The sequence below is a fragment of the Vibrio limimangrovi genome, from assembly GCF_054064025.1.
In genome coordinates, this window is sequence record NZ_JBSUGF010000008.1 from 332,610 (window position 1) to 357,535 (window position 24,926).

The window sequence follows — 24,926 nt, forward strand, 5'->3', positions numbered from 1 at the left end:
AGTTGCATTAGCATTAATAAAAGAATTAATATACGCCCGCGAGGCGGGAATTGGAGCCGTCTTACTCATCGAATAAAAAGGAACCGTCTTGATGTTGAAACACTTATTAGCGCTTGCTGCTGTATGCGTTAGCACGCTATCTTTTGCCGAACAAACTACCGTTACAGATGTGCTAGGACGTGAGGTTACGTTCGATTCGCCAGCAAAAAGAGTGGTCGTCGGCTTCTATCCAGAAGATTACATGGCGATCGGTACTGAAGCGGCGTATGACAACGTGGTAGGCATGTCCAAGTATATTTGGCAGGCTCGTTCTGCAAGTTGGCAAGCGTATGTGACACATCGACCATCACTGGATGCGATCCCAGAAATTGGGCGTGTAGATACTAATGCGTTTTCTGTTGAGAAGGTAATCAGTCTAAGCCCGGATGTGGTGATGCTGGCGGATTGGCAGTTCAAAGCATTGGAAGCAGACGTTGAGCGCATGAAGAGTGCGGGTATTGCGGTCGTCGTAGTGGACTACAACGCACAAACGGTTGAGCGACATGTTCAGACCACTAAACTCATTGGTGAAATCACCGGTCAGCAAAAGCGCGCAGAAACCATCGCAAATGAATATGAGCAAAACGTTGATATGATCAGCGAGCGATTGGCAAAAGCGAATCTGGCTAAGCCAAAAGTTTACACTGAATATGCTGCGTCGGGTGTGAATGAAGTGGGTTACACCTTTGGCAAAAACATGTGGGGCGCTATTGCAACAATGGCTGGTGGTGACAACATCTCTGCGCCATTCGTTGAGTGGTGGGGCAAACTGAACCCAGAACAGATCATTGCTGCAAACCCAGACGTTATTGTGATGACGGGCTACGAGTCCGGCAGTGCAGATGATTCGATGCTCATGGGTGAAGGTATTGACCAAGCATTAGCCAAAGAAAGATTAGCAGGCTTTAAAAAGCGTATCGGTTGGTCTTCGATTTCTGCGGTAAAAAATAACCGTATGTATGCGGCTTACCACGGTGCTTGCCGTACCATCATTGATGGTGCGCTGATTCAGTTTTATGCCAAAATCATGTATCCAGACGTGTTCAGCGATTTAAACCCAGAAGCGGCGTACGAAGGTTTTTATGAAAAGTACCTGCCGATTAAACCTGTTGGCACGTTTATGACGGAGCTTTAATCTCAAGTTGTAATGTCTGCTGAGCCGAAGTTACTCTTTCCTGATTAACTTCGGCTTTTTATTTGCTACTCAATTCAAAAACACGCTCGCTTTCATTGGTTGAGTACTTATTGATTTCGAATAGAAATACCTGCCAACTCAAAACGCATCATCAATGGTTTATCCATGTTTTGGTACCAGATAGCCGGCATATTTGGCTTGAGCTTCGCTTGCTCTTGTTTACTTATCACCACATAGTGCAAAAATTTATTGAGCGTCTGTTCCATCGTTTCGAATGACATCTCTCCATCTTTGCTCAGAGTTTTGAGTAAGCCAATAATCGTTTCCTCAGGGACTAAAGGTTCAACGACACTGTCCTTACGAGTTTGAATTGTGGTCGATGCAGGTAATGCTTCTCTGGCGGTTTCCCAACAAGGTTTATTGGTTTTGCTTACGAGGTTGTGTTTAAAGCAGTAATAGCTAAACAGGAAGCGTGGAATGTTGTGCCAGCGTTGTGTCTGAACTTCCAACCAAATATGTTGAAGTTCGATGTCAGCATCGGTCATAGAGTAATACGAAGTTATCAAAGATATCGCATTTTAACGTGTGGCGGAGAGGCACGTCCAGAATGCGTTGAAGAATAGCGAAATAGAAAGCCCTCGACTAGATCGAGTCGGATTAACGAGTCATTCTGAACAGCGAGGCACGAGCGTGATTCAGAATCTACACTCCACGCGCTTATTGCTAGAGTAATGATGAGAATTTCTCAGCACGCTGATATTAGATTCCTAGTCTCGCCAAGGCTCGCTGGAATGACGACGATGAGAACAAATAGAACACATTCAATCTATCGAACCTTAAAGCGAGCGGCATTACCAACTAATTCGAGGGCCTTTACATTCGGTAAGCGACACTTGCGTGAGCTTATTTCACCAGGTAGTGTTTGATGAATTTAGTGATTTTCACCATATCATCAACCGCAATGAACTCTTCAGTGGTGTGCACCTTTGCCATACCCGTTGAGAGGTTAACCGTTGTCAGACCTTTCTTGTTGAAGTTGTTTGCATCGCTACCGCCACCCGTGCCTTTGGTAAACGCTTCGATTCCCATATCCGCGAATGCCGCTTTGATATCAGCAACGTGTGCGTTGTCTTCTTCAATAACAAACGCATCGTATGCACGCTTAGATTCGATTTCGACTACCGCTCCGTGTTTTTCACCAACCGATTTGAATGTCGAGATCATGTGGTTAACTTGTGCTTCCAGTTTATCTCCATTTAGAGAGCGCGCCTCGGCCACAATTTTAAGCTCTGGCATAACGATGTTTGTTGCCTGACCGCCATTTACCATACCAATGTTCGCAGTAGTTTCTTCGTCGATGCGAAGTAACTTCATTTGGTTGATGGCATCTGCTGCAACCATGATTGCGCTGATGCCTTCTTCTGGCGCAAGACCTGCGTGCGCAGGACGACCTTTGATCGTTGCAACGATCTTTTGCTGGCCAGGAGCGGCGGTCACGATGGTACCGATTGGACCGCCGGTATCAAGTACGATCGCTTCTTTTGACGTTAAATGCGTCATATCGAAATACTCAGAACCGAACAGACCGCCTTCTTCATGCACGGTGAACGCAAGTTCTAACGTTTTGTGCTCTAGATTTTCCGCTTGAATGCAGCGTACGGCTTCCATAATTGCGGCTATGCCAGATTTGTCGTCACCGCCAAGGATCGTGTTGCCTTTTGAACGAATAATGCCGTCTTCGATGATTGGATCAATACCGATACCCGGCGTTACGGTGTCCATGTGGCAGCTCATGAGAATCGAGCCTTCTTTTTTACCTTCCAGACGGGCATAAACGTTGAAGCCATTTGAAATATGCTCTGGTACAGGGAGTTTGTGAACCGCAAAGCCTAACTCGCCCAGTTGCTCAGCCAGAGTTTCTGCGATTTGTTTTTCATTCATCGATTCGCTGTCAATGCGAACCAGTTGGCAGAAGTGTTCAACTAGACGTTGTTGGTTAATTTGTGTCATTTGGATATCTCATTTTGTAGGGGCGAGGGCGCTAACGATGCAGCCTGAGCGTCCTCGAGCGGAACAGAGTCGGTGTTATTACACACGAGAGAGTAAGGAATACTGAGATGAATCAATAAAGTCACTGGCTTGACAGAATTATAACCAGATGGCTGAGATACTGATCGCATTGTGGCTTTAATTCAGCGGAGTAGTAACGCCAAATCTGATGCGGAGATGTAAGTTAATGATTTGTATAAAATATCATCAAGCTGCCAATAATAATTACCATGGTAACAATCTGTTTACATTAATGATCGTCATTTAGGTTTGGTTTTAGTTGGTTAATCTATTGAAATTAATTGCTTTTGTTGTCATTTTTTACAGTAAGTATGATTTAGGTTTTTCTTGTAACAAATATTTTACATATTTATCTTAAAAAACCATAAACAGAGATTCTTGTGGATGTATTCCAATTTTTCCCCACCTGCGCCAAGTTAAGAAAATAAGTTCAAACAGCGCAAGAGCGCTGTCAAACAAATTAATGACGCAAGGAGAAAGTCATGGTGGATGCATACAACCCATTAGGTACAGACGGATTTGAGTTTGTTGAATACACAGCTGCGGACAGCAAAGGCATTGAACAACTGAAAGAGCTATTTGTATCGTTAGGCTTTGCTGAAATCGCCAAGCACCGCTCAAAAGAAGCTTGGTTATATCGTCAAGGTGATATCAGTTTCATCGTTAATGCGCAGCCTCATAGCCAAGCCGAAGAGTTCGCTAAAGTACACGGCCCGTCAGTATGCGGTATGGCTTTTCGGGTAAAAGACGCAACAGCGGCACTTGAGCATGCAATTCATAACGGCGGTACACAATACAAAACCGAAATTGGTCCGATGGAACTGAGCATTCCTGCGATTTATGGTATTGGTGAAAGCTTGCTTTATTTTGTCGATCGCTATGGAAAGCAGAGTATTTATGATGTCGATTTCCGTTTTTATGATGATGCAGAAGAACGCTTAGCGAAATCTGATGTTGGCCTTTACGAAATCGACCACCTGACTCACAACGTGAAGCAAGGCAACATGGACATCTGGTCTGGTTTTTATGAGCGTATTGGTAACTTCCGTGAAATTCGTTACTTCGATATTGAAGGTAAACTGACGGGTCTTGTCAGCCGCGCAATGACGGCACCTTGCGGTAAGATCCGTATTCCTATCAATGAGTCGTCTGACGATAAATCGCAAATCGAAGAGTTTATCCGCGAATACAACGGCGAAGGCATTCAGCATATTGCGCTGAGTACGGATGATATCTATCGAACGGTTCAAACCTTGCGTGACCGTGGTATGAACTTTATGCCAACACCTGATACGTACTACGAGAAAGTAGACCAGCGTGTTGAAGGCCACGGCGAAGACGTAAGTAAACTTCGTGACTTGCAAATCCTGATTGATGGCGCGCCGATGAAAGACGGCATCTTGCTGCAAATCTTTACACAAACCGTCATTGGCCCTGTGTTCTTCGAAATCATTCAGCGTAAAGGCAATGAAGGCTTTGGTGAAGGTAACTTCAAAGCGCTGTTTGAATCGATTGAAGAGGACCAAATCCGTCGTGGAGTACTGAGCGATGCATAAATGGATCACATTCCCTCATCGGGAGGGCGTGTGCTCTAAACAAGCACATGCTGATTTCCCGGAAGAGGCAATATATGAACGTGAAGCAGGTCGAAGTGGTTTCTTTGGCCCTGCGGCACATTTTCATCACCAACACGCGCCAACAGGCTGGTCTGAATGGGAAGGCGAGTTACGCCCGCGGGCTTTCGATTTCACTTTAGTGGAGAAGGCCAGCCAAATTACCCCTTGGTCTGTACCACATTTACTGCATAACGCGAATTGTAAGATCCGTGTTTGGCGTATGGATGAAAAGATGGATTTCTTGGTACGAAATGCAGACGGCGACGAGCTGTTGTTCATCCACCAAGGAACAGCGGACCTTTATTGTGATTACGGGCACTTAAAGGTGAGCGAAGGGGACTACGTCATGATCCCACGCTCGACGAGCTGGCGCCTGGAACCAAGTGAGCCGATGTTCATCCTGATGATTGAAAACACCGATGCAGCCTACTCATTGCCAGAAAAAGGCATGGTGGGTAACCACGCGGTGTTTGATCCTGCTGTACTGGAAACCCCGTCAATCAACGATCAATTTCGTGCCCAGTACTCTGAGAATCGTACTCAGGTACAGGTGAAACGTCACGATAAAGTGAGTGTTATCACATATCCGTTTAATCCTTTAGATGCAATTGGTTGGCATGGTGACTTAGCTGTGGTGAAAGTGAACTGGCGTGATATTCGTCCACTTATGTCACATCGCTACCACTTACCACCGTCTGCACATACTACATTTGTAGGAGCGGGGTTTGTGGTGTGTACGTTTGTTCCACGTCCGATCGAGAGCGATCCTGGGGCTCTTAAGGTACCGTTCTACCACAACAATGATGACTATGACGAAGTCTTGTTCTACCACGCAGGAGACTTCTTTAGCCGTGACAATATTGAAGCAGGCATGGTGACGTTCCATCCGGCTGGCTTTACTCATGGTCCTCATCCAAAAGCATTTAAAGCGGGTCGGGAACATAAGAAGAAGTTTACTGACGAGGTAGCGGTGATGATCGATACGCGTCACGCACTACAGTTCTCGGATGAACTGGAAACCGTTGAGAACAAAGAGTACGTCTACAGTTGGCAAGAGAAGTAAGAGGCAAGGATGAAATTAGCAACCAAAAAAAATGGTACTCGTGACGGTCTGTTGATGGTCGTGAGCAAAGACTTAACGCGCTGTGTACCAGTGTCGGAAATTTTCCACCCGATGAATTTAGCGCCAACAATGCAAGTCGCCCTGGATAATTGGGCAACCTTAGCGCCACAACTGGAAGAACTTTATACCGCCCTGAATAACGGTACGGTCGCTGGGTTTGAAGAGTTCGAAGCGCACTATTGTGAATCGCCACTACCACGCGCTTATCAGTGGGCCGATGGCAGTGCGTACGTTAATCACGTTGAGTTGGTTCGCAAAGCGCGTGGCGCAGAAATGCCAGAAAGCTTTTGGACGGATCCATTGATGTATCAGGGTGGTTCGGATGCGTTTATTGGTCCTTGCGATAACATTGAGTTTGCCAGCGACCAATGGGGCATTGATTTTGAAGGCGAAGTTGCGGTGGTGACGGGTGATGTACCAATGGGGGCAAGCGTTGCCGAAGCGCAGGAGTCCATTCTACTTATCATGTTGGTGAACGATATCTCGCTGCGCGGATTAATTCCAGCGGAGTTAGCGAAAGGATTTGGCTTCTTCCAATCTAAGCCTTCATCGGCGTTTTCTCCTGTCGCTGTAACTCCGGATGAATTAGGCGATGCGTGGTACGAAAATAAAGTCCATTTGCCACTGGTTTCTACCTATAACCATAAGCCATTTGGTTGCCCTAATGCGGGTGTGGACATGACTTTTGATTTTGCAGATTTAATTGTTCATGCCACCAAAACGCGTCCGTTGTCAGCAGGTGCAATCATCGGTTCTGGGACGGTTTCGAACAAGCAGGATACAGAATATGGCAGTTCGATTGAGGAAGGTGGCGTAGGTTACTCATGCATTGCTGAAGTTCGTATGATTGAAACGATTCGTGATGGTAAACCGTCAACAAACTTTATGTCGTTTGGAGACTCAATCAAGCTTGAGATGTTTGATAAAGATGGCAGCAGTATCTTTGGTGCGATTAATCAGCAAGTTAGTCAGTACCTGAAACATTAATGCACAGTCTCATATAGGAAGGATAAATGAGCGAACCGATCACTCTATATGGATATTGGCGATCTTCAGCGGCTTATCGCGTACGTATTTGCTTGAATCTTAAAGGACTTGAATATGATTCAAAGTCGGTTCATTTAGTACGCAATGGGGGCGAGCAGCATAGTGACGAGTATCATGAGCTAAATGCTACTGAACTGGTACCAGTGCTGGTGGATGGGAAACTTCGATTAAACCAGTCGCTGGCGATCATTCAGTATCTTGATGAAAACTACCCGGATGTTTCTGTTATTCCAGAGCAAGCGCCGCTTCGTTATCAAGCGTTAGCAATGGCGCAGGATATTGCGATGGAGATTCACCCTCTGAATAACTTGCGAGTCTTGCAGTATTTGGAAGGGGAGTTAGCGTGCGATCAGGAGTGTAAAGTTGCCTGGATTCATCACTGGATTAATAAGGGTTTCGCTTCACTAGAAGAGAAACTCCTGAACCATCGAAAAGAGCAGGGGGATTGCCTATTCAGCCTGACTGATTCGCCTTCGATCGTCGATATTTGTCTGGTACCGCAAGTCTATAACGCATTGCGTTTTGGCGTCGATTTAGCACCGTATCCAGTCATCAATTCGATTGTTGAAGCGTGTTACCAACTTCCCGCTTTTATTGATGCTATGCCTGAACATCAGCCTGATGCCGATAGTTAGTTAGATGTTAGAGCTTAATAAAGGCGACATTATTAAGCTCTTTTCCTACTCCAGAATCGACCAGAGCTGCAACATCGAACCCTCTTTGTCACGCCGATGTTTCCGATACCTTGTAACACGGCATGTTAAGTGAAGTTCATTGCGACAACTGAACGAAAACTAAAAAGTTACTTAGATCACATTCTTATCCCCATGCGAGGCGATTTTAGGCGATAAAATCACCTGAAAACGGGTGTTGAGTTTACATTTTCGCCAAACGATTCAAAGTTAGCGAATTTATGCTTGCACCCCAAGTGGCTTATGGCTAATATCCTTCTCGTTCCAGAGAAATGCGTCCGTAGCTCAGCTGGTTAGAGTATCGCCTTGACATGGCGGGGGTCGGTGGTTCGAGTCCACTCGGACGCACCATTCTGAATTGAATGGTAGTCAGGAGCGCAAAATTTGGGTCCGTAGCTCAGTTGGTTAGAGTACTACCTTGACATGGTAGGGGTCGGCGATTCGAGTTCGCCCGGACCCACCAAATTTTAGTTCTTCATGAACAAACACAAAGCCCGCATTAATGCGGGCTTTGTCGTATCTAGGGTTTATCTAATCCAGCCCCAACATTCCCATCTGAACTTTACATATTTATGTGCATAATATTCACTTAGTCATACCTTATTGGGCACAGATGGTCATCATTGTGGCCATTTGGTGACCTTGAGCTCTGTCGATAGAGTGATAAGTAAAACTGATCCTAGTCTAAGTTGTTGTCTGTAATATGACTATATAAATTCATGCAGTGTCAACACATATCCTAGATGCTGGTGTATAAAATTCAAATCATCCACCGAAATCATAACCCAAATACTTTTTGCATTAAGAGGATAATCCGAATAGCAATGGCGTATCATTTAATAAATAGGCCTAAAAATTTATATTTTTAATTTTGCACATCATTGGTGCTATTTATTTTGTTAACTGTTAATTATTTATATATCAGTAGGTTATGTTTTGGCTTTTGCACCAATATATCTTAGTGTGCACTATTATGTTGCCAGTTGAACGATCGTATAAATAACTGAATAATTGCTATTGAACGACCGTTCACTTTCTATTAATCTCATTTTAAATCCGTAAGGAAATGGATAGATAGAAGGAGAGAAAAATGGAATATTCTCCATTGGTTGAACGTATTAAAAGCGAAGGCGGTGATGCGTGGAACATTCATACTAAAGCGCTTGAAGCTCAGCAAAATGGTCAGGATGTGATCATCCTGAGTGTAGGTGACCCAGAATTTAATACCCCAGATGTTGTCACTAATGAAGCCATTAATGCTCTTAAAAGTGGTGAAACGCATTACACTGAAATGCGCGGCTATGATGAATTGCGAGATGCTATTGCAGAGCATTACAACCGCACTTCTAAAGTCCCGGTAACCAGCGATGAAATTATTATTGTACCGGGAACGCAAAATGGTCTGTACACCACGGCACAATGTATTCTAAGTCCTGGTGACGAAGTCCTGATGCTTGATCCATCTTACGTAACCTACCAAGCTACGCTTCAGGCAACTGGCGCAAAAGTTGTCACAGTTCCAACCAATAGTGATGATTATTTCAGGCTTGATTGCGAAGCACTGCGTCAGGCAGTGACAACCAAAACCAAAGCGATATTCTTCGCTAACCCAAATAACCCTACCGGGAGAATGATGGATCAAAGCGAAATTCAGGCGATTGCTGATTTGGCTAATGAGCACGATCTCTGGGTTGTTTCTGATGAAGTGTATGGCTATTTAAACTTCGAAAAACCGCACTTAAACATACGTGATTTACCGGGTATGGCGGAAAGAACGGTAGTGGTGAGCAGTTTATCAAAGTCACATGCGATGACGGGATGGCGCTCTGGTTGGGTTATTGCGAACCGAGAGTTAACTGAACATATTGAGCGTTTAGCATTAAATATGTTTTATGGTCTACCGGGCTTCATTCAAAAAGCGGCGATCACTGCAATTAAGCACTTCGATGAAATATCAACCCAGATGCGAGCGGTTTACCAAAGACGTCGTGAACTGGTGATAGAGCATTTAAGTGATTGTGAATCAATCAAAGTGATGAAACCTGATGCTGGTATGTTTGTCCTGCTAGATATCAGGGATTTGCCCGTCACGTCAGATCAGTTTATCTGGGGGTTATTTGATAGCCAGTTGGTCGCTACGCTCGATGCTTCTGCTTTCGGTAAAGCGGCAAGTGGTTTTATTCGCCTTTCCTTTGCTATAGGTGAAGACCGCTTAATAGAAGCATGTAAAAGAATCAAGCGATACGTCTCTGAACTGGATTTCAGTAAGCCCTTAACTGTTAAAGATCATTTATTTTCGACCACTTCCGAAACATTCAAATTTAAAAGGCCGGAGAAGGTTATCGAGGTCGTCGATCTGCATAAGAAATTTGGTGACAACGAAGTACTGAAAGGAGTATCTCTTACTGCCCGTCAAGGTGATGTCATCTCTCTTATCGGTGGATCTGGCTCAGGTAAAAGTACCTTGCTTCGTTGCATCAACATGCTCGAAGTGCCTAACCAAGGACTGGTGTATGTGAATGGCGAGGGGATTGAGACAGATATAGATCACAAGGGACAGCCTTTCATTCGTAATCAAAAGCAGCTTCTAGATATCCGTTCTCGATTAGGCATGGTATTCCAAAACTTTAACCTTTGGCCGCACAGAACCGTATTAGAGAACCTAATTGAAGCACCAATCCACGTCTTTGGTGAATCAAAAGCAGAAGCTACCGACCGAGCATTAGCATTGCTGGAGCGCGTTGGAATGGCTCACAAAAAAGATGCGTATCCTGGCTTTCTTTCTGGCGGTCAGCAGCAACGCGTAGCGATTGCACGTGCACTCGCAGTAGAGCCTAAAGCTATGCTGTTTGACGAGCCAACTTCAGCACTCGATCCTGAACTTGTCGGTGAAGTTCTGAAAGTAATTCGATCGTTAGCAGAAGAAGGCCGAACTATGATTTTGGTGACGCATGAAATGGCATTTGCACGGGAAGTTTCGTCACATGTGGCATTTCTGCATCAGGGAATTATTGAAGATGAAGGTCATCCTTCAGTGCTGTTCTCTAATCCAACGAGTGAACGTTGCAGACAGTTTATAAACGCTCAACACAATCGTTAAGAGGTGAAGTGAATGATGGATCACGTACTTCAACTAGTAGGATTTGGAAGCGAAGGCTGGGGTGCTGCGTTGCTAAAAGGTACCTGGGTAACAATGCAGATCGCTATCGGGGCTTTTATTGTCGGGATTGTTATCGGTTTAGGCGCAGCAGTCATTAAATTACGCGGAAGTGGTGTCTTGTACCAGACTGCCAAAGTCTATACCACGGTATGTCGTGCAGTCCCTGAGTTACTGCTGATTATAGTGCTGTTTTATGGTGGCAGTAGCTTAATTAAGGCGGTTGCGGCGATGCTGGGAATGGGTGAAATTGAAGTCGCCGGTTTGCCAGTCGCCATTCTCGTTCTTGGGTTAGTGCAGGGGGCCTATTCCTCAGAGATTTTTCGCGGTGCAATTGTGTCTCTTAACTCTGGGCATATTGAAGCGGCCAAAGCTTACGGCATGTCTGGTCGTAAGCTCTTCTGGCGGATGACCTTGCCAATGATTGCGCCCAATGTACTTGCAGGACTCTCTAACCTGTGGCTTAACCTGATAAAAGACAGCGCGTTAATCAGTGTGGTTGGAACCAATGAACTACTTTACACAGCGAAGCAAGCTGGGGGTTCAACCCGAGAATATCTGATTTTTTTCTTAACGGCTGCTGCGATTTATTACGTTATCACCCTGATTTCGAGTTTTGGTTTAAGACAACTGGAATTGAACCTGCGCCGTTGGCAACCTAAACACTGAGGTAATTTAACATGGAAGAATTACTCGATTATTCGGACTTACTCCTGGGTGGCTTGCAAACAACGGTATCATTGCTGGTTATCTCACTGGTTTTAGGTTTTGGACTCTCCATTTTGGTCGCGATTGCGCGTTTATCCTCTAACCGAATTATCTCGGCATGTGCTTTTGCATTTACTAGCGTGACCCGTGGTACGCCACTGTTAGTACAAATTTATGTTTACTACTACGGTTTGGGTACGCTTTTCGCGTTTAACCCTAGTATCCGAAGCAGCTTTATCTGGCCTTATTTAAGAGATGGTTACTGGTACGTTGCTGTTGCATTGATTTTATCAACGGCTGCTTATTTGGGAGAGGTCATCCGTGGAGGATTATTATCTGTACCAAAAGGTGAGGTTGAAGCGGCCAAAGCGTTTGGTATGAAGCCAGCTAAAGTGATGTTGCGAGTTAAGTTGCCTCGTGCTTTATATCAGTTAACTCCGACTTTGGCTGGTGAAACGGTTCTATTACTGAAATCGACGGCGTTAGCTTCAACGATCGCTGTTGTAGATTTACTTGGTGCTGCAAATCAGGTGCGTTCGATGACGTTTGATATTTACAAGCCTTTATTGGCGGTTGCTGTTATCTACATCGTTCTCACTTACCTGATTGAATTTGTCTTTTCTCGTATTGAGAAACGTATTCCGGTGCAAGGCTAGGGAGTCAATATGACAGAAGTGAATAAAGGGATTCTATTTAGTTTTGCGGCTTATATTTGTCTTGCAGCGCAAGATGCAGTGATGAAATGGATGGTCTCAGATTTTTCAGTTGCCGAGCTTCTGTTTTGGCGCAGTTTATCCATGGTTGTGGTGTGTTTGATTATTGGAGGTAAGACAATGGTCTCCGATACATTAAATTCACCGGTACTCAGACCTCTTATTTGGCGCAGCTTCGTCGCGGCAATGGCTTGGGTTTTTTACTACTTGTCTGCAATTACGTTATCTCTGGCTCAAATGACGACGCTTTATTACTCAGCGCCAGTGATCGTGGTTACGTTAGCTGTTGTACTGCTTAAAGAGCAGCCGACAAAAATGCAGTGGTCGGCAGTGGTCATTGGCTTTATTGGCGTGCTCGTCGCATCACGTCCAGGTTTTACTGACCAAACGCTTGCTGTCGGTTACGCGCTATTCTCCGCATTACTCTGGGCTTATACCTACATATTGCTGCGTAAGTTGTCCGGAAAAGTCAGTGTTCTGATTCAAATGTTTGCTGCGAACTCAATGTTTGTTGCAACTACAGGCGCAAGCTTGCCTTGGACATTTACCGCGTGGGACACGGGTACTGTTGTCCTCATGTTGCTGATCGGCTTGATTGGTGGTCTTGGTCAGTACTTTTTATTCGCAAGTTTCGAGCGCGTAGAAGCGTCAACACTCGCTCCAATTGAGTACAGCGGTCTGATTTGGGCTTTTTTACTTTCATTCTTTATCTGGGGAGATAAGCCAGACAGTTATCTGGTGCTAGGAGCGATTTTAATTGCGTGCAGTGGAATTATTTCAGTGATTGCAAATGGCCGGAAAACACGTGCGTTAGCCTGCAATGCTGGTTCCTGATTGAGTTAAACAAGGAGAAGTTGATATGAATAAGGCTCTATTGGTACTAACTGGCCTTTTGGCCACCCAATCTGTTTTCGCAGCAGAAACAGTGAAGTTTTCTGTAGCGGCAGAACCATACCCACCATTTGCTACTAAGCAGGCAGATGGTACCTGGCAAGGGTTTGAAGTTGATTTGATCCATAAGATTTGCGAAGAGGCGAGTTTAGATTGCCAGATCAAAGAGATCGCTTGGGATGGTATTATTCCTGCGCTTGTAAGTGACAAAATCGATGTAATTTTTGCTTCGATGACGGTGACAGACGAGCGTGCTAAAAAGGTATTGTTTACTCACCCATACTACAATACGTACCCTGCGGTGATTGGTCTTCAGGGGCAAGAGTTTGCGCTGAATAAAGATGCGCTGAAAGGCAAAATTATCGGCGTTCAGACATCGACTATTGCTGCTTTCTATGCAAAAGAGAAGTTTGGTAAGTTTGCCACCATTCGCCAATATGACACTCAAGATGCTGTTAACTCAGATTTATTGGCTGGTCGTCTTGATTACATGATTGCCGATGACATCCCGGCAACAGAGTTCTTCAATTCAAACAAAGCAGGCCTGGAGTACTATGGTAAAGTCCCTTACGAGCCAATTTTAGGTAAAGGTATTGCAGCAGCAGTAAGACTGGATGAAACCGCTCTGGAACAAAAGCTTAGCGCTGCTATCGATAAAATCGTGAAAAGTGATTATTACGACAAACTCTCCATGCAGTATTTCGGTACTAATATCGCGCCATAACCCGTGGGCACTTGAGCGGGTTTAAACAGCTCGCTTAATCAAAATTGATTCGTTATTAAGTAGAGATTATCAGGAGAAATAAATGTCTGAGTATGGATGTCAGTCAATGGCTGGAAAAATGACGCGAGTGTTGATGCGTAAACCGGGCTCAAGCTTTTTACACGCAGACGCTGAGGAGTGGCATTACAACCACCTTTTCAATCCAGAGAAAGCACTAAAACAGTATGAAGTGTTTTGCCAACTTATCGAGGAAAGTGGAGCAAAAATTGAATGGATAGACGATGAAGGTGATGGTCTGTCTGATGCGATGTTTACTCGTGATGCATCTCTGGTTACTAAAGCGGGCGTCATTCCACTGCGCATGGGCAAAACACTAAGAAAGCCTGAACCAGAACTGCATAAAAATAAATTCAGCCAATTAGATATTCCTATTCTTGGTGCGTTAACCGATGATGCCAAGATCGAAGGCGGGGATCTTATCTGGCTCAACGACAATACTTTACTCGTGGGCATTGGCTTCCGCTCAAATGAAGAGGGAGTGAGCCAACTTAATGCTCTGCTTAATCCACACGGAATTAACGTCCTTGGCTTTGACATGCCTTATTGGTCTGGTGAGAGTGCCTGTTTGCATCTGATGTCGGTTATTTCGCCACTGACAGAAAATAAGTACCTGGTTCACCCACCGTTGATTCCGACTCGCCTTTGGCAACTAATGCAATCTGAGGGCATTGAGTTTGTTATTGCACCTGAAGATGAGTTCGAAGCTTCGTTTGGCTTGAACTTAAACGTATTACCAACATCACCAGATAATTGCATCATGATAGACGGCTTCCCTAAAACTAAACAGGTGATGGAAGATCATGGTGTTAAGGTTAGCGTTTTTGAAGGGGATGCTTTGTGTATCGCTTGCGAGGGTGGCCCCACGTGTTTAACCAACCCAATTGTCCGAGAATAGTTTTACCTGGATACTTTGTGACCACTATTCTACTTTTACGAGTTGTAAAGCACTGACCTCTTCGGGACAAAGGGTCTTCATGTCCCGAGAGGCTTTTTATCACCGTGATATTTTAGGTATGCTTTGAAGTCGTATAAAACTAACAATTAGGATTTTGTTTGAGTTGGAATGATATGACCAATCAGGATAAGAAATTTGTCCGTTGTGAGCCGGATGAACGAAAAGAGCTATTAATTAACAGTGCTATTCAATGCTTAATCGCGGAAGGGTATGCTGGCCTGTCAGTGAGAAAAATAACCAAGCAAGCTCAGGTATCTCAGGGGTTGCTCAACCACCATTTTGGTTCGGTTTATAACCTTATTGCTCAGTCATACCGATACATCTCAGATAAGTATTTAACACTGATAAAGGACAAAATTGAGAATAGTCCTCAAAAAAGTGCTTCGGCAAAAATGCAGCTCTTTTTTGATGAATACATCTCCGCCGAAGTCCTTGATCCTGACTTACTGAAAGCTTGGTTAGTTTTCTGGAGCCTTACCCGAGATTCGCAGGAGATGTATCAAACCTATTCAGAAGTTAACCAGCAGACTTTAGAATTACTCAAAGATCTGCTTACTGATATTTGCAAAGAAGAAAATCTCTCAACCGACAACCTTAGCTTTGCGGCAGATAGCTTAATGGCGTTAATTGACGGGATCTGGGTAAGAGAATGTCTATCTTGTTCTGGTTTACCTGATGCCGAGAAGGGGCAACGTATAGCTGAACATTGGCTGAAAGGCTTTCGTAACGGTGCTTTTGACTAGCATCTCATTCACTCTCTAAGCTACCTTATATGGCTATCTCATCTGAACTGCCAGGTGTTCTAACTTTGATATATATAATGATCAGCCTTAAAAACTAACAAAAGCTTTTGTTCTTTGAGGTACGAAGATTCTCTTTCCGTTCTCATCAATACGGATATGCATAAAGTATGATTGGAGTAAATGAATACTAACTGTACCTGGTGGATGGTAATCCATAAACTTACCTGTATCGCTGGCTGTAATTCTAAAGAGCTTTGAACCTTTTACATGACCCATTAGATCTTTAGGGACTAATACTTCGAGCTTTATATTAGGGAAACTTTTTTCTGTAATGTTGTCTATCTAAGGTAACTGATTTGGAAAAAGTTGGATTCCTCATAGTTTTTAGAATCTTCAAATAGTGCATTTCTCTTATGGTGAATTAAGTTCCAATAACTAAAGTCAAGATGCGTTTTACTAAATAATGGATCTTCGATGAATGCTTAAGCTGTAATTGATTGGTTTGTTATTAATTGCTTGGTTTTAATTGAAGTTGATTCCATTAATGCTTATTGGAAAAACTCTACTCTTCATCACAAATTTTAAAATTTCACCGAGATGCAAAAAATTGCACCTTGGGGGAAATAAATCCAAATATAGACATCATATTATTGATTCGCCTTCTGGTTAGATATCAAGGAGAACATTTTATTAATTAATTTCAATGTTCATTCTTCTATTTATTGATATGGATAAATATTAAAGGATTTAAAATGAAAGAGAAGTTTTTCAATTCGAAACTGAAGCGGTTTGATGGTATTCCATCTTTATTGAGCCGGTTTATAGTAATTGGGCTATCTGTTGTAAGCCTGGCTGCATGTAATGACTCTGATACTTCTGTTATTTCTGATGCTTATCAACTGACGGTTCCGACATCAGAACATGGAGAGGTTAGTATTACTCCACAGAGTTTTGAATATAGTCTAGGAACCGAAGTTACCTTAACCGCTACCGCAGAAAGTGGTTATGTGTTTACTGGTTGGAGTGGAGATAGTACGAGCTTGGACGCGAGTATTACTCTGGTGATGGATAAGGATAAAACGGTAGAGGCCACGTTTGAGCGAGGCGTTATCATTGAGTTAGCTGACAGTGAGAATGGTCAATACACGGTAGAGCCACAAATTACTTCAGGAACAACGGTTCCTTTTGGCACTGAATTTACGATTACTGCGGTGCCTGACGATGGCTATGTATTGGACTCTACCTACAAAATGTTGTGGGTTATGGAGCCTGGCTGGAGTGATTACGTGGATGAATCCTTTAGTTCACCGCATACCATTCAAACTGATGCAAACGATGCTCGTTTTAAAATCTTTGGCGGTGAAATGGATAAATACGTCATCGGAGCGAGTTTTACTGCCGAAGATACTTGGGGAGAATTGCAAGAAACATTGAATGTGGTTTATGCAACACCAGGTAGTAAACCTCTAAAATATGATATTTATGCACCACCGGGTGCGATTGATTTACCAATTGTCATTATTGTACATGGCGGTGCATGGAGCTTGAACTCGGAAGACATTATGCGTGGTCAGGCGAGATATATTGCCCAAACCGGACGTTATGTCGTCGCGAGTATCGATTATCGTCTATTGGTCGACTTGGATAGTCCGGCACCAACCAAAGCGGATATGATCAATGATGTCTATGGTGCAATTGCTCACATACAGGAGAATGCTGAAGTTTACGGTGGTGATCCACAACGTATTATTATCACAGGGGATAGCGCTGGCGGTCATCTTAGTGCTTCAGCGGCGTTATTGACCCGTTATATTGGTGACCAAGGGTATACAGGAGAAATCGGCACATCTCATTTCATGCCTAGTTATATTCCATCTAGTATGTCTGTTGATGATGTTCGAAGTTCTATTCAGTCTTCCCTTATCGCTGTGGCTCCAAGTTATGGTGCATTTATCAGCACGGATAGGCTAGGGGTGATGGATCCAGCTGTAGAGCCAATGAGCAATATACCTTTGGCTAGCGAGTGGGTATTACCACCTCATTATCTACAAGTGGGTTCTGATGACACAACGGTAGGTCCTGAAGGGGTAAGACAATATGCGGCAGCACTTCAAGCCGCTGGTCAGCAAGTTCAGTTTGTAGAATACCCTGGGGTTGGCCATGCGTATTTTGACTGGAAACCGGAAGAACGTGTACTGGAAACCTTTAATACTATAGGTAAGCCAGCACTGGATGAGATGATCGACTTCTTTGATGCAGTCGTTACTTCTACCGACACGCAACCGTAACTTTTCTTAATGAAGCAAAAACCCCAAAGGGTGATAACTCTATGAGCTATCGCCCTTTTCAAACGTTTCAAGTTGAGCTAAATCACCGAATCCAACCACACTAAAATCATTTCAGCGTATAGGGTGATCAGCCCAATCACTAATCCTATTGCCCCAACCAGCAGAATCAGAAGGCTCATCGGTCACCTCCACGTTGCTGGCGATGCCAATGCACGACGTAAGCCAGAGAGGCGGTAACCCCAGCGAGTAACAGGGTAGGAATCCAGAGCCATCCGCTGCCGTCTCTCGCCAGTAATTCGTAAAGCATTAAGGCGATAAACAGGCCAGCTAAAAACAGTGGTGTATATCCCTCGTCCTTAACTTTGTACATAAGTGCTCCTCAAGTTCGCATTGCTGTTGATTATTGTTGTTAACCAGCAACTGTATCTCGGTTTTGGCAATATGGCCGTACCGATGTTTGAACTACTTATGAGTATAGATATGACAGGCTTTTATGACAGAACTGAAACAATAACAGCCGGCTTTGTTGCCTCAGCAAGTCGTGAATATGGCGCTACTCAGCGGCATTTTTTGCTGCGATGACCTGTTTTGCTATCTGTTCCAGATGGTTGTCCCAGGTTCCGCAGCAGCCACCCCAAATATCCATATGAGGGTAGCGCTTAGCAAGATCTCCGCATTGCTCTCCCAATTCTACAGGATCACCATCCTCCAGATGTCCAAGTTTACATAGCGCGATTTTTTCCATTTTTGATGCATTTGGTCTAACTCCACGAACTCGATTCATCCAGTCGCTTTGTTCAATAGCGGGTTCGTACTCGACAGGGTGAGAGCAGTTGATCAAATAAAACTCGACCGCATTATCCGTCTCCCTATCAATAGTTGAGATTGCCTCGGCTAAACTCGGGCCAGAGTTAAGTTTTGAATTGCTATCTAGTGTGAGTGAAATCGCCAGAGGTACACCTATTTTTTGGGCTGCTCGAACAACACCAATCGATTCCGGAATGTTATTAAAGGTTATAGCTAACGCTAAATCCACTTGGGCATTCTTTAAGGTTTCTAGTTGAACCGAGTGGTAGTCCTCTGCTTCATTCGCTGTGATCTTGTGATTGGTCGAATACGCATCGCCACGCGGACCTATAAGCCCTTGAAACAGAACTTCTGGAATATCAGCAGCGTACTCTTTCGCTACCTCTCTAAGAAACTCTATGCATTGTATATTTGCGTCAGCCAGACTTTGCGGAGAATAGCCCAACAGCGCACCCCAGTCAGGACTCGCTCGATAGTCGAGACCGCCCATAAGTGCACAAAGTTTATATTTTGCCGCGATGTTCAGGTAGCTACGGAACATTTCTCTCATCTTTTCAACTGCAGCGGGGTTGTCGAGTAAGGGGTACATAGCAAACTGAGGTAATTCAAAGCCGTACTTATACATGAGTTCTGTTTCCGTCCCACCTTCAGTGAGATAGAGTCGTCCATCTTGTTGAGTTGGAAAAGATCTTTGCGCGACCATTCTGAAACCTCCATCTAAGTGAGATGAGAATCGCTCTTTGTAGTTTAGAAACAAACCGCCATTAGTGACACTTAGAATGATAGATATATTAATAGATACGTCAGAAAGAGGGGAGATTATTGGCTTCGCACACCCCAGCTTCGCCTATACTTTTACACACTAATAGAATGAGCGATTAGTTGTGTATGGTGGGGACGGTGTAATGGAATTACTCGATAGCGACGACTACGGTTATCAACCTGACAGTGAAACTGAAAATATATCAGCGCTTTATCGGGAAGTTGACTGGCTAACGAATGTCATCAGTCAGGTGATTTGTAGCTATCTCAAACAAGACGGGCATGAGCAACATTGGTTTGACATTCCTCCTCCAGCCACAGCGCCAGGTAGCAGTTTATATGCAGATACGGTTATTAATTGGGAATTGAATGTGTTTGAGCGTCTTGCATTGGCGCTGGCAATGGCACCTTCTGTCCGCCCCGATGCACTCGATTTCTTTTTCGGCCTAAACGGTATGATTGATCGTCCGTTTACTGAATTCGGAGGCGTCGCTGACCGAACATTTAGTGGCTTCGTACCTACCGGTCAGACTCTTAACTTCTTGATTTGTGCCAACAACCCTGAGTGGCGTATCCATACCATGTCGATTCTCTCTCCTCGTCATAAATTAATGGCAGAGCAAGTGACAGAATTACTTTCTGTGGAGTCAGGGATTCCGGGTTTAGCTGGTGTTTATCGCCTCAATGATCATTGGCTTAATTATTTCATCACGGGAGAGCAGCATAAGCCTGAGCTTAGTGCGAGTTTCCCTGCTCATCCTCTAGAGACACCACTCGAGTGGTCGGAATTGGTGCTGGAGCATAGTGTGATGAGCCAGATTGAGGAGATTCGAGCCTGGCTGGCGTACGGCAGCACTCTGATGCAAGAGTGGCAGTTGGCTAAAAAGGTGAAGCCCGGCTATAGGGCTGTATTTTCCGGACCTCCAGGAACCGGTAAAACATTGACTGCGGCGTTACTCGGTAAATCTACCAATAGAGAGGTGTATCGCGTTGATTTGTCCATGGTGGTTTCAAAATACATCGGAGAAACAGAGAAGAACTTATCTCGCGTTTTTGATGCTGCCAGCTATAAAGAGTGGATACTGTTTTTTGACGAAGGTGACGCTCTGTTTGGTAAACGGACAGAGGCCAGCTCTTCAAATGATCGCTATGCTAACCAGCTTACGGGATATTTATTGCAAAAGATTGAGGACTTTCCCGGAACGGTGATTGTTGCAACCAACCTGAAAAGAAATATGGATGAAGCGTTCACCCGTCGATTCCAGAATATGGTGCATTTCACGGTACCCGGCCCTGAGGAACGTCTACAGATATGGAAAAATGCCTTCCACAATGTATGTGATCTCGGTGATGACGTCGACTTAAACAGCATAGCCTGTGATTACCAGATGGCGGGTGGGCAAATAATTAATGTACTTCGTCAATGCGCACTTACGGCAATACGTCGAAAAGAACGAATTGTATATCAACAAGATATCATCTCCGGAATTCGTCATGAGTTCAGAAAAGACAATAAACTGGTCTAAATTGACGATTGCGCTTTATTGCATAATATTCGTTCGATCCTAGACTCAATGTAAGCTAGAGCAACGTTTGAGGATAACCAAAGTGTTTTCTGAGCTTAAACAGCAATCCATTTCCCAGTACACAGATTCTGTCCAACGTAAGTCTGGTCAATCCAACGCGCAAGTACTGGAAGATAACCGTGACTTGAATTCTATCCAGCGTAAGCCGAACCGCACAGGTCTACCGGACAATTTAAAGTCTGGTATGGAAAGCCTGAGTGGTAAGAGCCTTGATCACGTAAAAGTACACTACAACTCAAGCAAACCCGCTGCCGTTCAGGCTCACGCGTACGCGCAAGGTAGCGATATTCATCTAGCATCCGGACAAGAGAAACACTTACCCCACGAATTGGGACACGTCGTTCAGCAAATGGAAGGGCGCGTCAAGCCAACGACCTCTGTCGGAGGAATGGCGGTAAATGACAACCCATCTCTGGAAAATGAAGCGACAGAGATGGGGAATAGGGCGATAAAGAATATTTCATGAAAGCAAACAAAGCTTATGTAGAATTTATTTTAGGTGAGTGAAGCTATCACATTTTACAACTATTTATAGGTGGGAATATGTATACGAAAATCGACAATTCCAAAAAGCGCCCTACAGTTCAACTTGCAGCGATATTGAGTAAACGGAAGAAAAACTTGAGTCAAAGAGCAGGACTAGAAGACAATCGGCGTAAAGATATCTCTAAACAACTATTACAAGACAGTACTCGAAGTAGTTATCAACTCCAGAGATTAAAATTAGTTAGTTCCGGTGTTATACAAGGTAAGGGGATTAATTTTGATGCTGGTCAGGGGTCTTTATGGCATGTTCATAAAGATCATGTTAAATACAATGGTGACAACAGTTCTAGAATAAATTTTGAAGGACGTACAAAAACGTATATTAAGAAAGAGATGGAGATGTACCATAACACCTTGTCTCATAACAAAAATCGGCATCATACATATTTAGAATGTAGAAAATGGATTAACAAACATCTTTAGTTCAGATTTAGTACCTCGTCATAATAAAGCCCCAATAGGTGCACCTAAATATTCGGGGCTTATTTTCATTTGCTCTAAGGCTTATCCCCCTCCATTGTTAGCCATCTGACCACTAACAATATCCATATAATTAACGCCATAAAGCCAAGCAATATAGGAACCTGATATGTATGGAAGTATGGGTCTGAAATAAACACCAACATCAATGCAGCCAGAGAGCCTATACAAAGCAGCACAAAAGGTAACTGAACGAGGTATTGTCTCAGTTCGTAATACCAGTTGCTGACAATGAGTACCGAGGCAATACCAATAAAGATGACAAACAATATGGTGCGTAATAACCATCGGTTAGGACAGATCCAGTCCATGACGACCATGATCTGTTCCTGTATTGCTGCAAACACTGACGGCAATGAAGTGGCTTTTGGATAGAAGGTGTCATCGACCAATTGTTGGCTCAGTTCATTTAGTGGGATTGGTTGGTAAGCCGCACCGATAAAGCTCCAACTTGAAAGGCGAAGCAGCTGTGTCAGCTCAGTTTCTGAGTCACGATTAAATTCAGTGATCAACATGGGAACAATCTGTTTAAACAGTTTTTCAACTGCGAGTTGATCGCTTTGATTACTTAACCAGCGATGGATTTCTTGTATTTGGGTCAATTCTTGCTTCGCAATTGCAGCTGGGGTTGTGCTGCTTTTCCTTTCGACCTCAGGTCGTATGATCAGCAGGTTAGTCACTTCACCGAGTGCGTTAATGTTATCAAATGTATAGAAACTGCCTGTGTCTGTATCGGCATCAGCATTGAGAACTTTGTTAGCAGATATGATGATGTTGAGAAAGTAACGATCATTTGGTGATGCTGTCACGTCATCAATATTGGTGATGCTGGAACCTTCTTGTTTAAGCAGGGCAAGCTTGAGTGTGCGAACAAAGGTAATAAATTCTAGTTGGCTTGAGTTGTTTTTAAGCACTGATAAGTCGATATCAAGAGTAATACCATCCCCGATGCTTGGGATTGGCTCCATACCCAGTGTCATGATTGGTTTCATGCGGTTAATGATAGAGCTGTCGAGTGGTTGAGCAATCGCTTCGACCAGTTGATCGATTAGCGACTTGTCCAGAAGCGCTACAAGTGAGGGCGAGGTCATGTCTCTTGGTGTTGTCACTACAAGGTCCACTTCGCTGCGGTAACGATGAGCCAAGCGGATAAATTGGGTATTTTCAGGCTCTGTCTTCCAATTAGGTGGTAAAACGAGCAAGCTGCCACTGCTGTTTGGTTTTGCGACAGCGGCAAAAAATCCAATACGATCCAGTTGGCTGAAATTAATGATTTGTTGTTCTTCGGCCTGATACCAGTATGGGGAAAAACCATAAAACGTAGCGTTACTAAAAATGGAGTCACGACCGTCCTGACAGCCACAACCAGGAGGTGCTGTCCACACGACTGGCTTGCTCGTATCAGGGGCAAGTCCTGATTTATAGGCCACTTTAAGTACATTTTCAGCGTCACTGGACGAAGTATCCATGCCTTCAAGGGTCATTGCTGCTTGCATTAAATATTGGCTGGCAAATACCTGATTAACGATAGGCTCAAGCTGTTTTTGAAGGTTTGCGGGTATGACATAAATGTCCTGATTTTGAAGCGCAGTCGCAAGTGAATTGCTGTCTAATTGCCAGCTAATCAAAGGTGCTGTTGTTTTCGTAGTAGCACTGGTGCTGCTTTCGGTCACACTCTTTGCATCATCAGTTGCTTTTTGGCTTGCTTCGCTGTTGCTATCACTGCCAGAGTCACTAGAGGTGCTTGTGCTTGTTCCTGAAGCAGGTGTGGAGCTTGAGTTTGAATCAGAAGTAGCACTTGAATTAGAACCAGAGCTTGGATCAGAACTCGTGTTTGCAGCAGATGTAGAACTTGGTGTTGAGTTTGTACTAGAACTAGAACTAGAACTAGAACTAGAACTTGAGTCTGTGGTCGTAGCAGTACTTGAACCAGAATCTGAGCCATCACTGCTCTTACTGGTTTGAGATGTTGTGGTGCTTTCTGTTTCGCTATTGCTTTGTGTGGCCTGGTCAATACTCTGAGATTGAATAAAGCTGTTGAGATCCAGCTCTGGGTTAAAAGTGACATCGAGCTGATCTATCAGGGTGACTAGCTGGTTATACAGTTCGCTGCGCTGTGAGAACTGCTGTTTTCCTAATGCGGTCAGTGCAGTGAGGGTGGCTTGACGGTTGAGATCATTGTCGGTCAGTTGATAGTAGTAACTTGTGATATTGGCTTGCGTGCCTGTAGATGAAGTTATTGTGGAACCTGAAAGCAGGTCGGGAGTCAAAAGTTCAGTAAGTTGTGTGGAACTTAAACTCAGTAGTTCACCTGTTGAGACGGTATCCCTCCAGTCCGGAAATACGGCACTGATCTTTGCAGCACGAGAAAGGTCTTTCAGTGTCGTGTCAACGAAATCTGAACTACTGCCGGACGTCTCAACTACGGTATCCGATACATTAAAGTCATTGCAAAAATTAATTAGCCACTGACGGGTCACTGGTCCGAAGATACCATCGGTAAGCATTCTGCCATTGGATTTTAGTGCTGCCTGAAAAGCAGAATCAGATAGATAAATCACCTTCAATTGTTTTTGAATGTCTCGCCCGTTATAACGATTGTCTTTTGTTGGCAATTGACCGCTACAACTATAGGCGGTAGAAACCGAGGGGGCCTGAGCCGACACCGATAAAAAGGATACCCAAATAATCGTGATGAGCATTAACCATCGCAGCACAGCGCGAGCGTGGATTTTTGGATGATGGTTATTAATCAGGTTCAGGAAAAAATCATTCATGATAAGT

Annotated in this window: 21 protein-coding genes, 2 tRNA genes and 1 pseudogene; 19 read left to right on the forward strand and 5 right to left on the reverse strand. The window is 44.1% G+C overall.

All coding sequences use genetic code 11. The features are described from left to right. The first annotated feature begins 91 nt into the window (after positions 1-91). A complete protein-coding gene (locus ACWYU8_RS12325) occupies positions 92-1,174 on the forward strand; it encodes an ABC transporter substrate-binding protein (protein ID WP_457519851.1) in 1,083 nt (360 codons plus the stop codon). Positions 1,175-1,281: 107 nt separating this feature from the next. On the opposite strand, the gene ACWYU8_RS12330 is transcribed toward ACWYU8_RS12325, so the two are convergent. Next, a complete protein-coding gene (locus ACWYU8_RS12330) occupies positions 1,282-1,719 on the reverse strand; it encodes a hypothetical protein (protein ID WP_457519852.1) in 438 nt (145 codons plus the stop codon). Between the two features lie 358 nt (positions 1,720-2,077). Continuing rightward, positions 2,078-3,184: a M20/M25/M40 family metallo-hydrolase gene (locus tag ACWYU8_RS12335; RefSeq protein WP_457519853.1), complete on the reverse strand. Its 1,107-nt coding sequence runs from the start codon at positions 3,182-3,184 to the stop codon at positions 2,078-2,080. Between the two features lie 542 nt (positions 3,185-3,726). Here ACWYU8_RS12335 and hppD point away from each other — a divergent pair. The 15 genes and pseudogenes from hppD to ACWYU8_RS12410 all read left to right on the forward strand — a co-directional run bounded on the left by hppD (position 3,727) and on the right by ACWYU8_RS12410 (position 17,961). After that, positions 3,727-4,800 (forward strand): 4-hydroxyphenylpyruvate dioxygenase, encoded by a 1,074-nt coding sequence (hppD, locus tag ACWYU8_RS12340; protein ID WP_457519854.1) that lies wholly within the window; start codon positions 3,727-3,729, stop codon positions 4,798-4,800. After that, on the forward strand, positions 4,793-5,923 hold the full coding sequence (locus ACWYU8_RS12345) for a homogentisate 1,2-dioxygenase (RefSeq protein WP_457519855.1): 1,131 nt from the start codon (positions 4,793-4,795) through the stop codon (positions 5,921-5,923). Before hppD ends, ACWYU8_RS12345 begins: the two co-directional genes overlap by 8 nt. A 9-nt stretch (positions 5,924-5,932) precedes the next feature. Then, positions 5,933-6,970 carry a fumarylacetoacetate hydrolase family protein gene (locus ACWYU8_RS12350; protein ID WP_457519856.1) on the forward strand — a complete coding sequence of 346 codons (1,038 nt, stop codon included), beginning with the start codon at positions 5,933-5,935 and terminating at the stop codon, positions 6,968-6,970. Between the two features lie 26 nt (positions 6,971-6,996). After that, complete coding sequence (gene maiA / locus ACWYU8_RS12355; RefSeq protein ID WP_457519857.1) at positions 6,997-7,665, forward strand: maleylacetoacetate isomerase; 669 nt, start codon at positions 6,997-6,999, stop codon at positions 7,663-7,665. 331 nt (positions 7,666-7,996) lie between these two features. Continuing rightward, a tRNA-Val gene (locus tag ACWYU8_RS12360) sits at positions 7,997-8,073 on the forward strand. A 35-nt stretch (positions 8,074-8,108) separates the two neighbouring features. Next, positions 8,109-8,185, forward strand: a tRNA-Val gene (locus tag ACWYU8_RS12365). A 627-nt stretch (positions 8,186-8,812) separates the two neighbouring features. After that, positions 8,813-9,946: pseudogene (locus ACWYU8_RS12370) on the forward strand (pyridoxal phosphate-dependent aminotransferase); the annotation flags it as partial. Positions 9,947-10,063: 117 nt separating this feature from the next. Further along, positions 10,064-10,822 carry an ABC transporter ATP-binding protein gene (locus ACWYU8_RS12375; RefSeq protein WP_457520189.1) on the forward strand — a complete coding sequence of 253 codons (759 nt, stop codon included), beginning with the start codon at positions 10,064-10,066 and terminating at the stop codon, positions 10,820-10,822. Positions 10,823-10,834: 12 nt separating this feature from the next. Next, entirely contained in the window at positions 10,835-11,548 is a 714-nt protein-coding gene (locus ACWYU8_RS12380) for an ABC transporter permease (RefSeq protein ID WP_457519858.1), read from the forward strand. An 11-nt stretch (positions 11,549-11,559) separates the two neighbouring features. Beyond that, on the forward strand, positions 11,560-12,243 hold the full coding sequence (locus ACWYU8_RS12385) for an ABC transporter permease (RefSeq protein WP_457519859.1): 684 nt from the start codon (positions 11,560-11,562) through the stop codon (positions 12,241-12,243). A gap of 9 nt (positions 12,244-12,252) precedes the next feature. Further along, complete coding sequence (locus ACWYU8_RS12390; protein WP_457519860.1) at positions 12,253-13,134, forward strand: DMT family transporter; 882 nt, start codon at positions 12,253-12,255, stop codon at positions 13,132-13,134. Between the two features lie 25 nt (positions 13,135-13,159). After that, positions 13,160-13,915 carry a transporter substrate-binding domain-containing protein gene (locus tag ACWYU8_RS12395; RefSeq protein ID WP_457519861.1) on the forward strand — a complete coding sequence of 252 codons (756 nt, stop codon included), beginning with the start codon at positions 13,160-13,162 and terminating at the stop codon, positions 13,913-13,915. An 82-nt stretch (positions 13,916-13,997) separates the two neighbouring features. Further along, positions 13,998-14,870 (forward strand): dimethylarginine dimethylaminohydrolase family protein, encoded by an 873-nt coding sequence (locus ACWYU8_RS12400; protein ID WP_457519862.1) that lies wholly within the window; start codon positions 13,998-14,000, stop codon positions 14,868-14,870. A gap of 158 nt (positions 14,871-15,028) precedes the next feature. Then, positions 15,029-15,673: a TetR family transcriptional regulator C-terminal domain-containing protein gene (locus ACWYU8_RS12405; protein WP_457519863.1), complete on the forward strand. Its 645-nt coding sequence runs from the start codon at positions 15,029-15,031 to the stop codon at positions 15,671-15,673. Positions 15,674-16,425: 752 nt separating this feature from the next. Beyond that, positions 16,426-17,961 (forward strand): alpha/beta hydrolase fold domain-containing protein, encoded by a 1,536-nt coding sequence (locus ACWYU8_RS12410; protein WP_457519864.1) that lies wholly within the window; start codon positions 16,426-16,428, stop codon positions 17,959-17,961. 175 nt (positions 17,962-18,136) lie between these two features. On the opposite strand, the gene ACWYU8_RS12415 is transcribed toward ACWYU8_RS12410, so the two are convergent. Together ACWYU8_RS12415 and ACWYU8_RS12420 are read right to left on the reverse strand one after the other, a co-directional pair. Beyond that, a complete protein-coding gene (locus tag ACWYU8_RS12415; protein ID WP_457519865.1) occupies positions 18,137-18,331 on the reverse strand; it encodes a hypothetical protein in 195 nt (64 codons plus the stop codon). 183 nt (positions 18,332-18,514) lie between these two features. Next, positions 18,515-19,471 carry a homocysteine S-methyltransferase family protein gene (locus tag ACWYU8_RS12420; RefSeq protein ID WP_457519866.1) on the reverse strand — a complete coding sequence of 319 codons (957 nt, stop codon included), beginning with the start codon at positions 19,469-19,471 and terminating at the stop codon, positions 18,515-18,517. 202 nt (positions 19,472-19,673) lie between these two features. Between ACWYU8_RS12420 and ACWYU8_RS12425 the strand changes: the two genes are divergently transcribed. The 3 genes from ACWYU8_RS12425 (at position 19,674) to ACWYU8_RS12435 (ending at position 22,085) form a co-directional block, all read left to right on the forward strand. Then, a complete protein-coding gene (locus ACWYU8_RS12425; protein ID WP_457519867.1) occupies positions 19,674-21,056 on the forward strand; it encodes an ATP-binding protein in 1,383 nt (460 codons plus the stop codon). Between the two features lie 82 nt (positions 21,057-21,138). Continuing rightward, positions 21,139-21,582: an eCIS core domain-containing protein gene (locus ACWYU8_RS12430; protein WP_457519868.1), complete on the forward strand. Its 444-nt coding sequence runs from the start codon at positions 21,139-21,141 to the stop codon at positions 21,580-21,582. Positions 21,583-21,659: 77 nt separating this feature from the next. Next, positions 21,660-22,085 (forward strand): hypothetical protein, encoded by a 426-nt coding sequence (locus tag ACWYU8_RS12435; protein ID WP_457519869.1) that lies wholly within the window; start codon positions 21,660-21,662, stop codon positions 22,083-22,085. Positions 22,086-22,159: 74 nt separating this feature from the next. Here ACWYU8_RS12435 and ACWYU8_RS12440 read toward each other — a convergent pair whose 3' ends face one another. Then, complete coding sequence (locus tag ACWYU8_RS12440) at positions 22,160-24,919, reverse strand: hypothetical protein (protein ID WP_457519870.1); 2,760 nt, start codon at positions 24,917-24,919, stop codon at positions 22,160-22,162. Between the last annotated feature and the right edge of the window lie 7 nt (positions 24,920-24,926).

What these genes read in the sequence shown, in the direction of transcription:
- hppD (WP_457519854.1), top strand. Translation starts at nt 3,727, where the DNA reads ATGGTGGATGCATACAACCCATTAGGTACAGACGGATTTGAGTTTGTT.
- ACWYU8_RS12385 (WP_457519859.1), top strand. Translation starts at nt 11,560, where the DNA reads ATGGAAGAATTACTCGATTATTCGGACTTACTCCTGGGTGGCTTGCAA.
- ACWYU8_RS12345 (WP_457519855.1), top strand. Translation starts at nt 4,793, where the DNA reads ATGCATAAATGGATCACATTCCCTCATCGGGAGGGCGTGTGCTCTAAA.
- ACWYU8_RS12435 (WP_457519869.1), top strand. Translation starts at nt 21,660, where the DNA reads ATGTATACGAAAATCGACAATTCCAAAAAGCGCCCTACAGTTCAACTT.
- ACWYU8_RS12335 (WP_457519853.1), bottom strand. Translation starts at nt 3,184, where the DNA reads ATGACACAAATTAACCAACAACGTCTAGTTGAACACTTCTGCCAACTG.
- ACWYU8_RS12425 (WP_457519867.1), top strand. Translation starts at nt 19,674, where the DNA reads ATGGAATTACTCGATAGCGACGACTACGGTTATCAACCTGACAGTGAA.
- ACWYU8_RS12330 (WP_457519852.1), bottom strand. Translation starts at nt 1,719, where the DNA reads ATGACCGATGCTGACATCGAACTTCAACATATTTGGTTGGAAGTTCAG.
- ACWYU8_RS12350 (WP_457519856.1), top strand. Translation starts at nt 5,933, where the DNA reads ATGAAATTAGCAACCAAAAAAAATGGTACTCGTGACGGTCTGTTGATG.
- ACWYU8_RS12440 (WP_457519870.1), bottom strand. Translation starts at nt 24,919, where the DNA reads ATGAATGATTTTTTCCTGAACCTGATTAATAACCATCATCCAAAAATC.
- ACWYU8_RS12325 (WP_457519851.1), top strand. Translation starts at nt 92, where the DNA reads ATGTTGAAACACTTATTAGCGCTTGCTGCTGTATGCGTTAGCACGCTA.
- ACWYU8_RS12390 (WP_457519860.1), top strand. Translation starts at nt 12,253, where the DNA reads ATGACAGAAGTGAATAAAGGGATTCTATTTAGTTTTGCGGCTTATATT.
- ACWYU8_RS12420 (WP_457519866.1), bottom strand. Translation starts at nt 19,471, where the DNA reads ATGGTCGCGCAAAGATCTTTTCCAACTCAACAAGATGGACGACTCTAT.
- ACWYU8_RS12380 (WP_457519858.1), top strand. Translation starts at nt 10,835, where the DNA reads ATGATGGATCACGTACTTCAACTAGTAGGATTTGGAAGCGAAGGCTGG.
- maiA (WP_457519857.1), top strand. Translation starts at nt 6,997, where the DNA reads ATGAGCGAACCGATCACTCTATATGGATATTGGCGATCTTCAGCGGCT.
- ACWYU8_RS12400 (WP_457519862.1), top strand. Translation starts at nt 13,998, where the DNA reads ATGTCTGAGTATGGATGTCAGTCAATGGCTGGAAAAATGACGCGAGTG.
- ACWYU8_RS12395 (WP_457519861.1), top strand. Translation starts at nt 13,160, where the DNA reads ATGAATAAGGCTCTATTGGTACTAACTGGCCTTTTGGCCACCCAATCT.
- ACWYU8_RS12415 (WP_457519865.1), bottom strand. Translation starts at nt 18,331, where the DNA reads ATGTACAAAGTTAAGGACGAGGGATATACACCACTGTTTTTAGCTGGC.
- ACWYU8_RS12410 (WP_457519864.1), top strand. Translation starts at nt 16,426, where the DNA reads ATGAAAGAGAAGTTTTTCAATTCGAAACTGAAGCGGTTTGATGGTATT.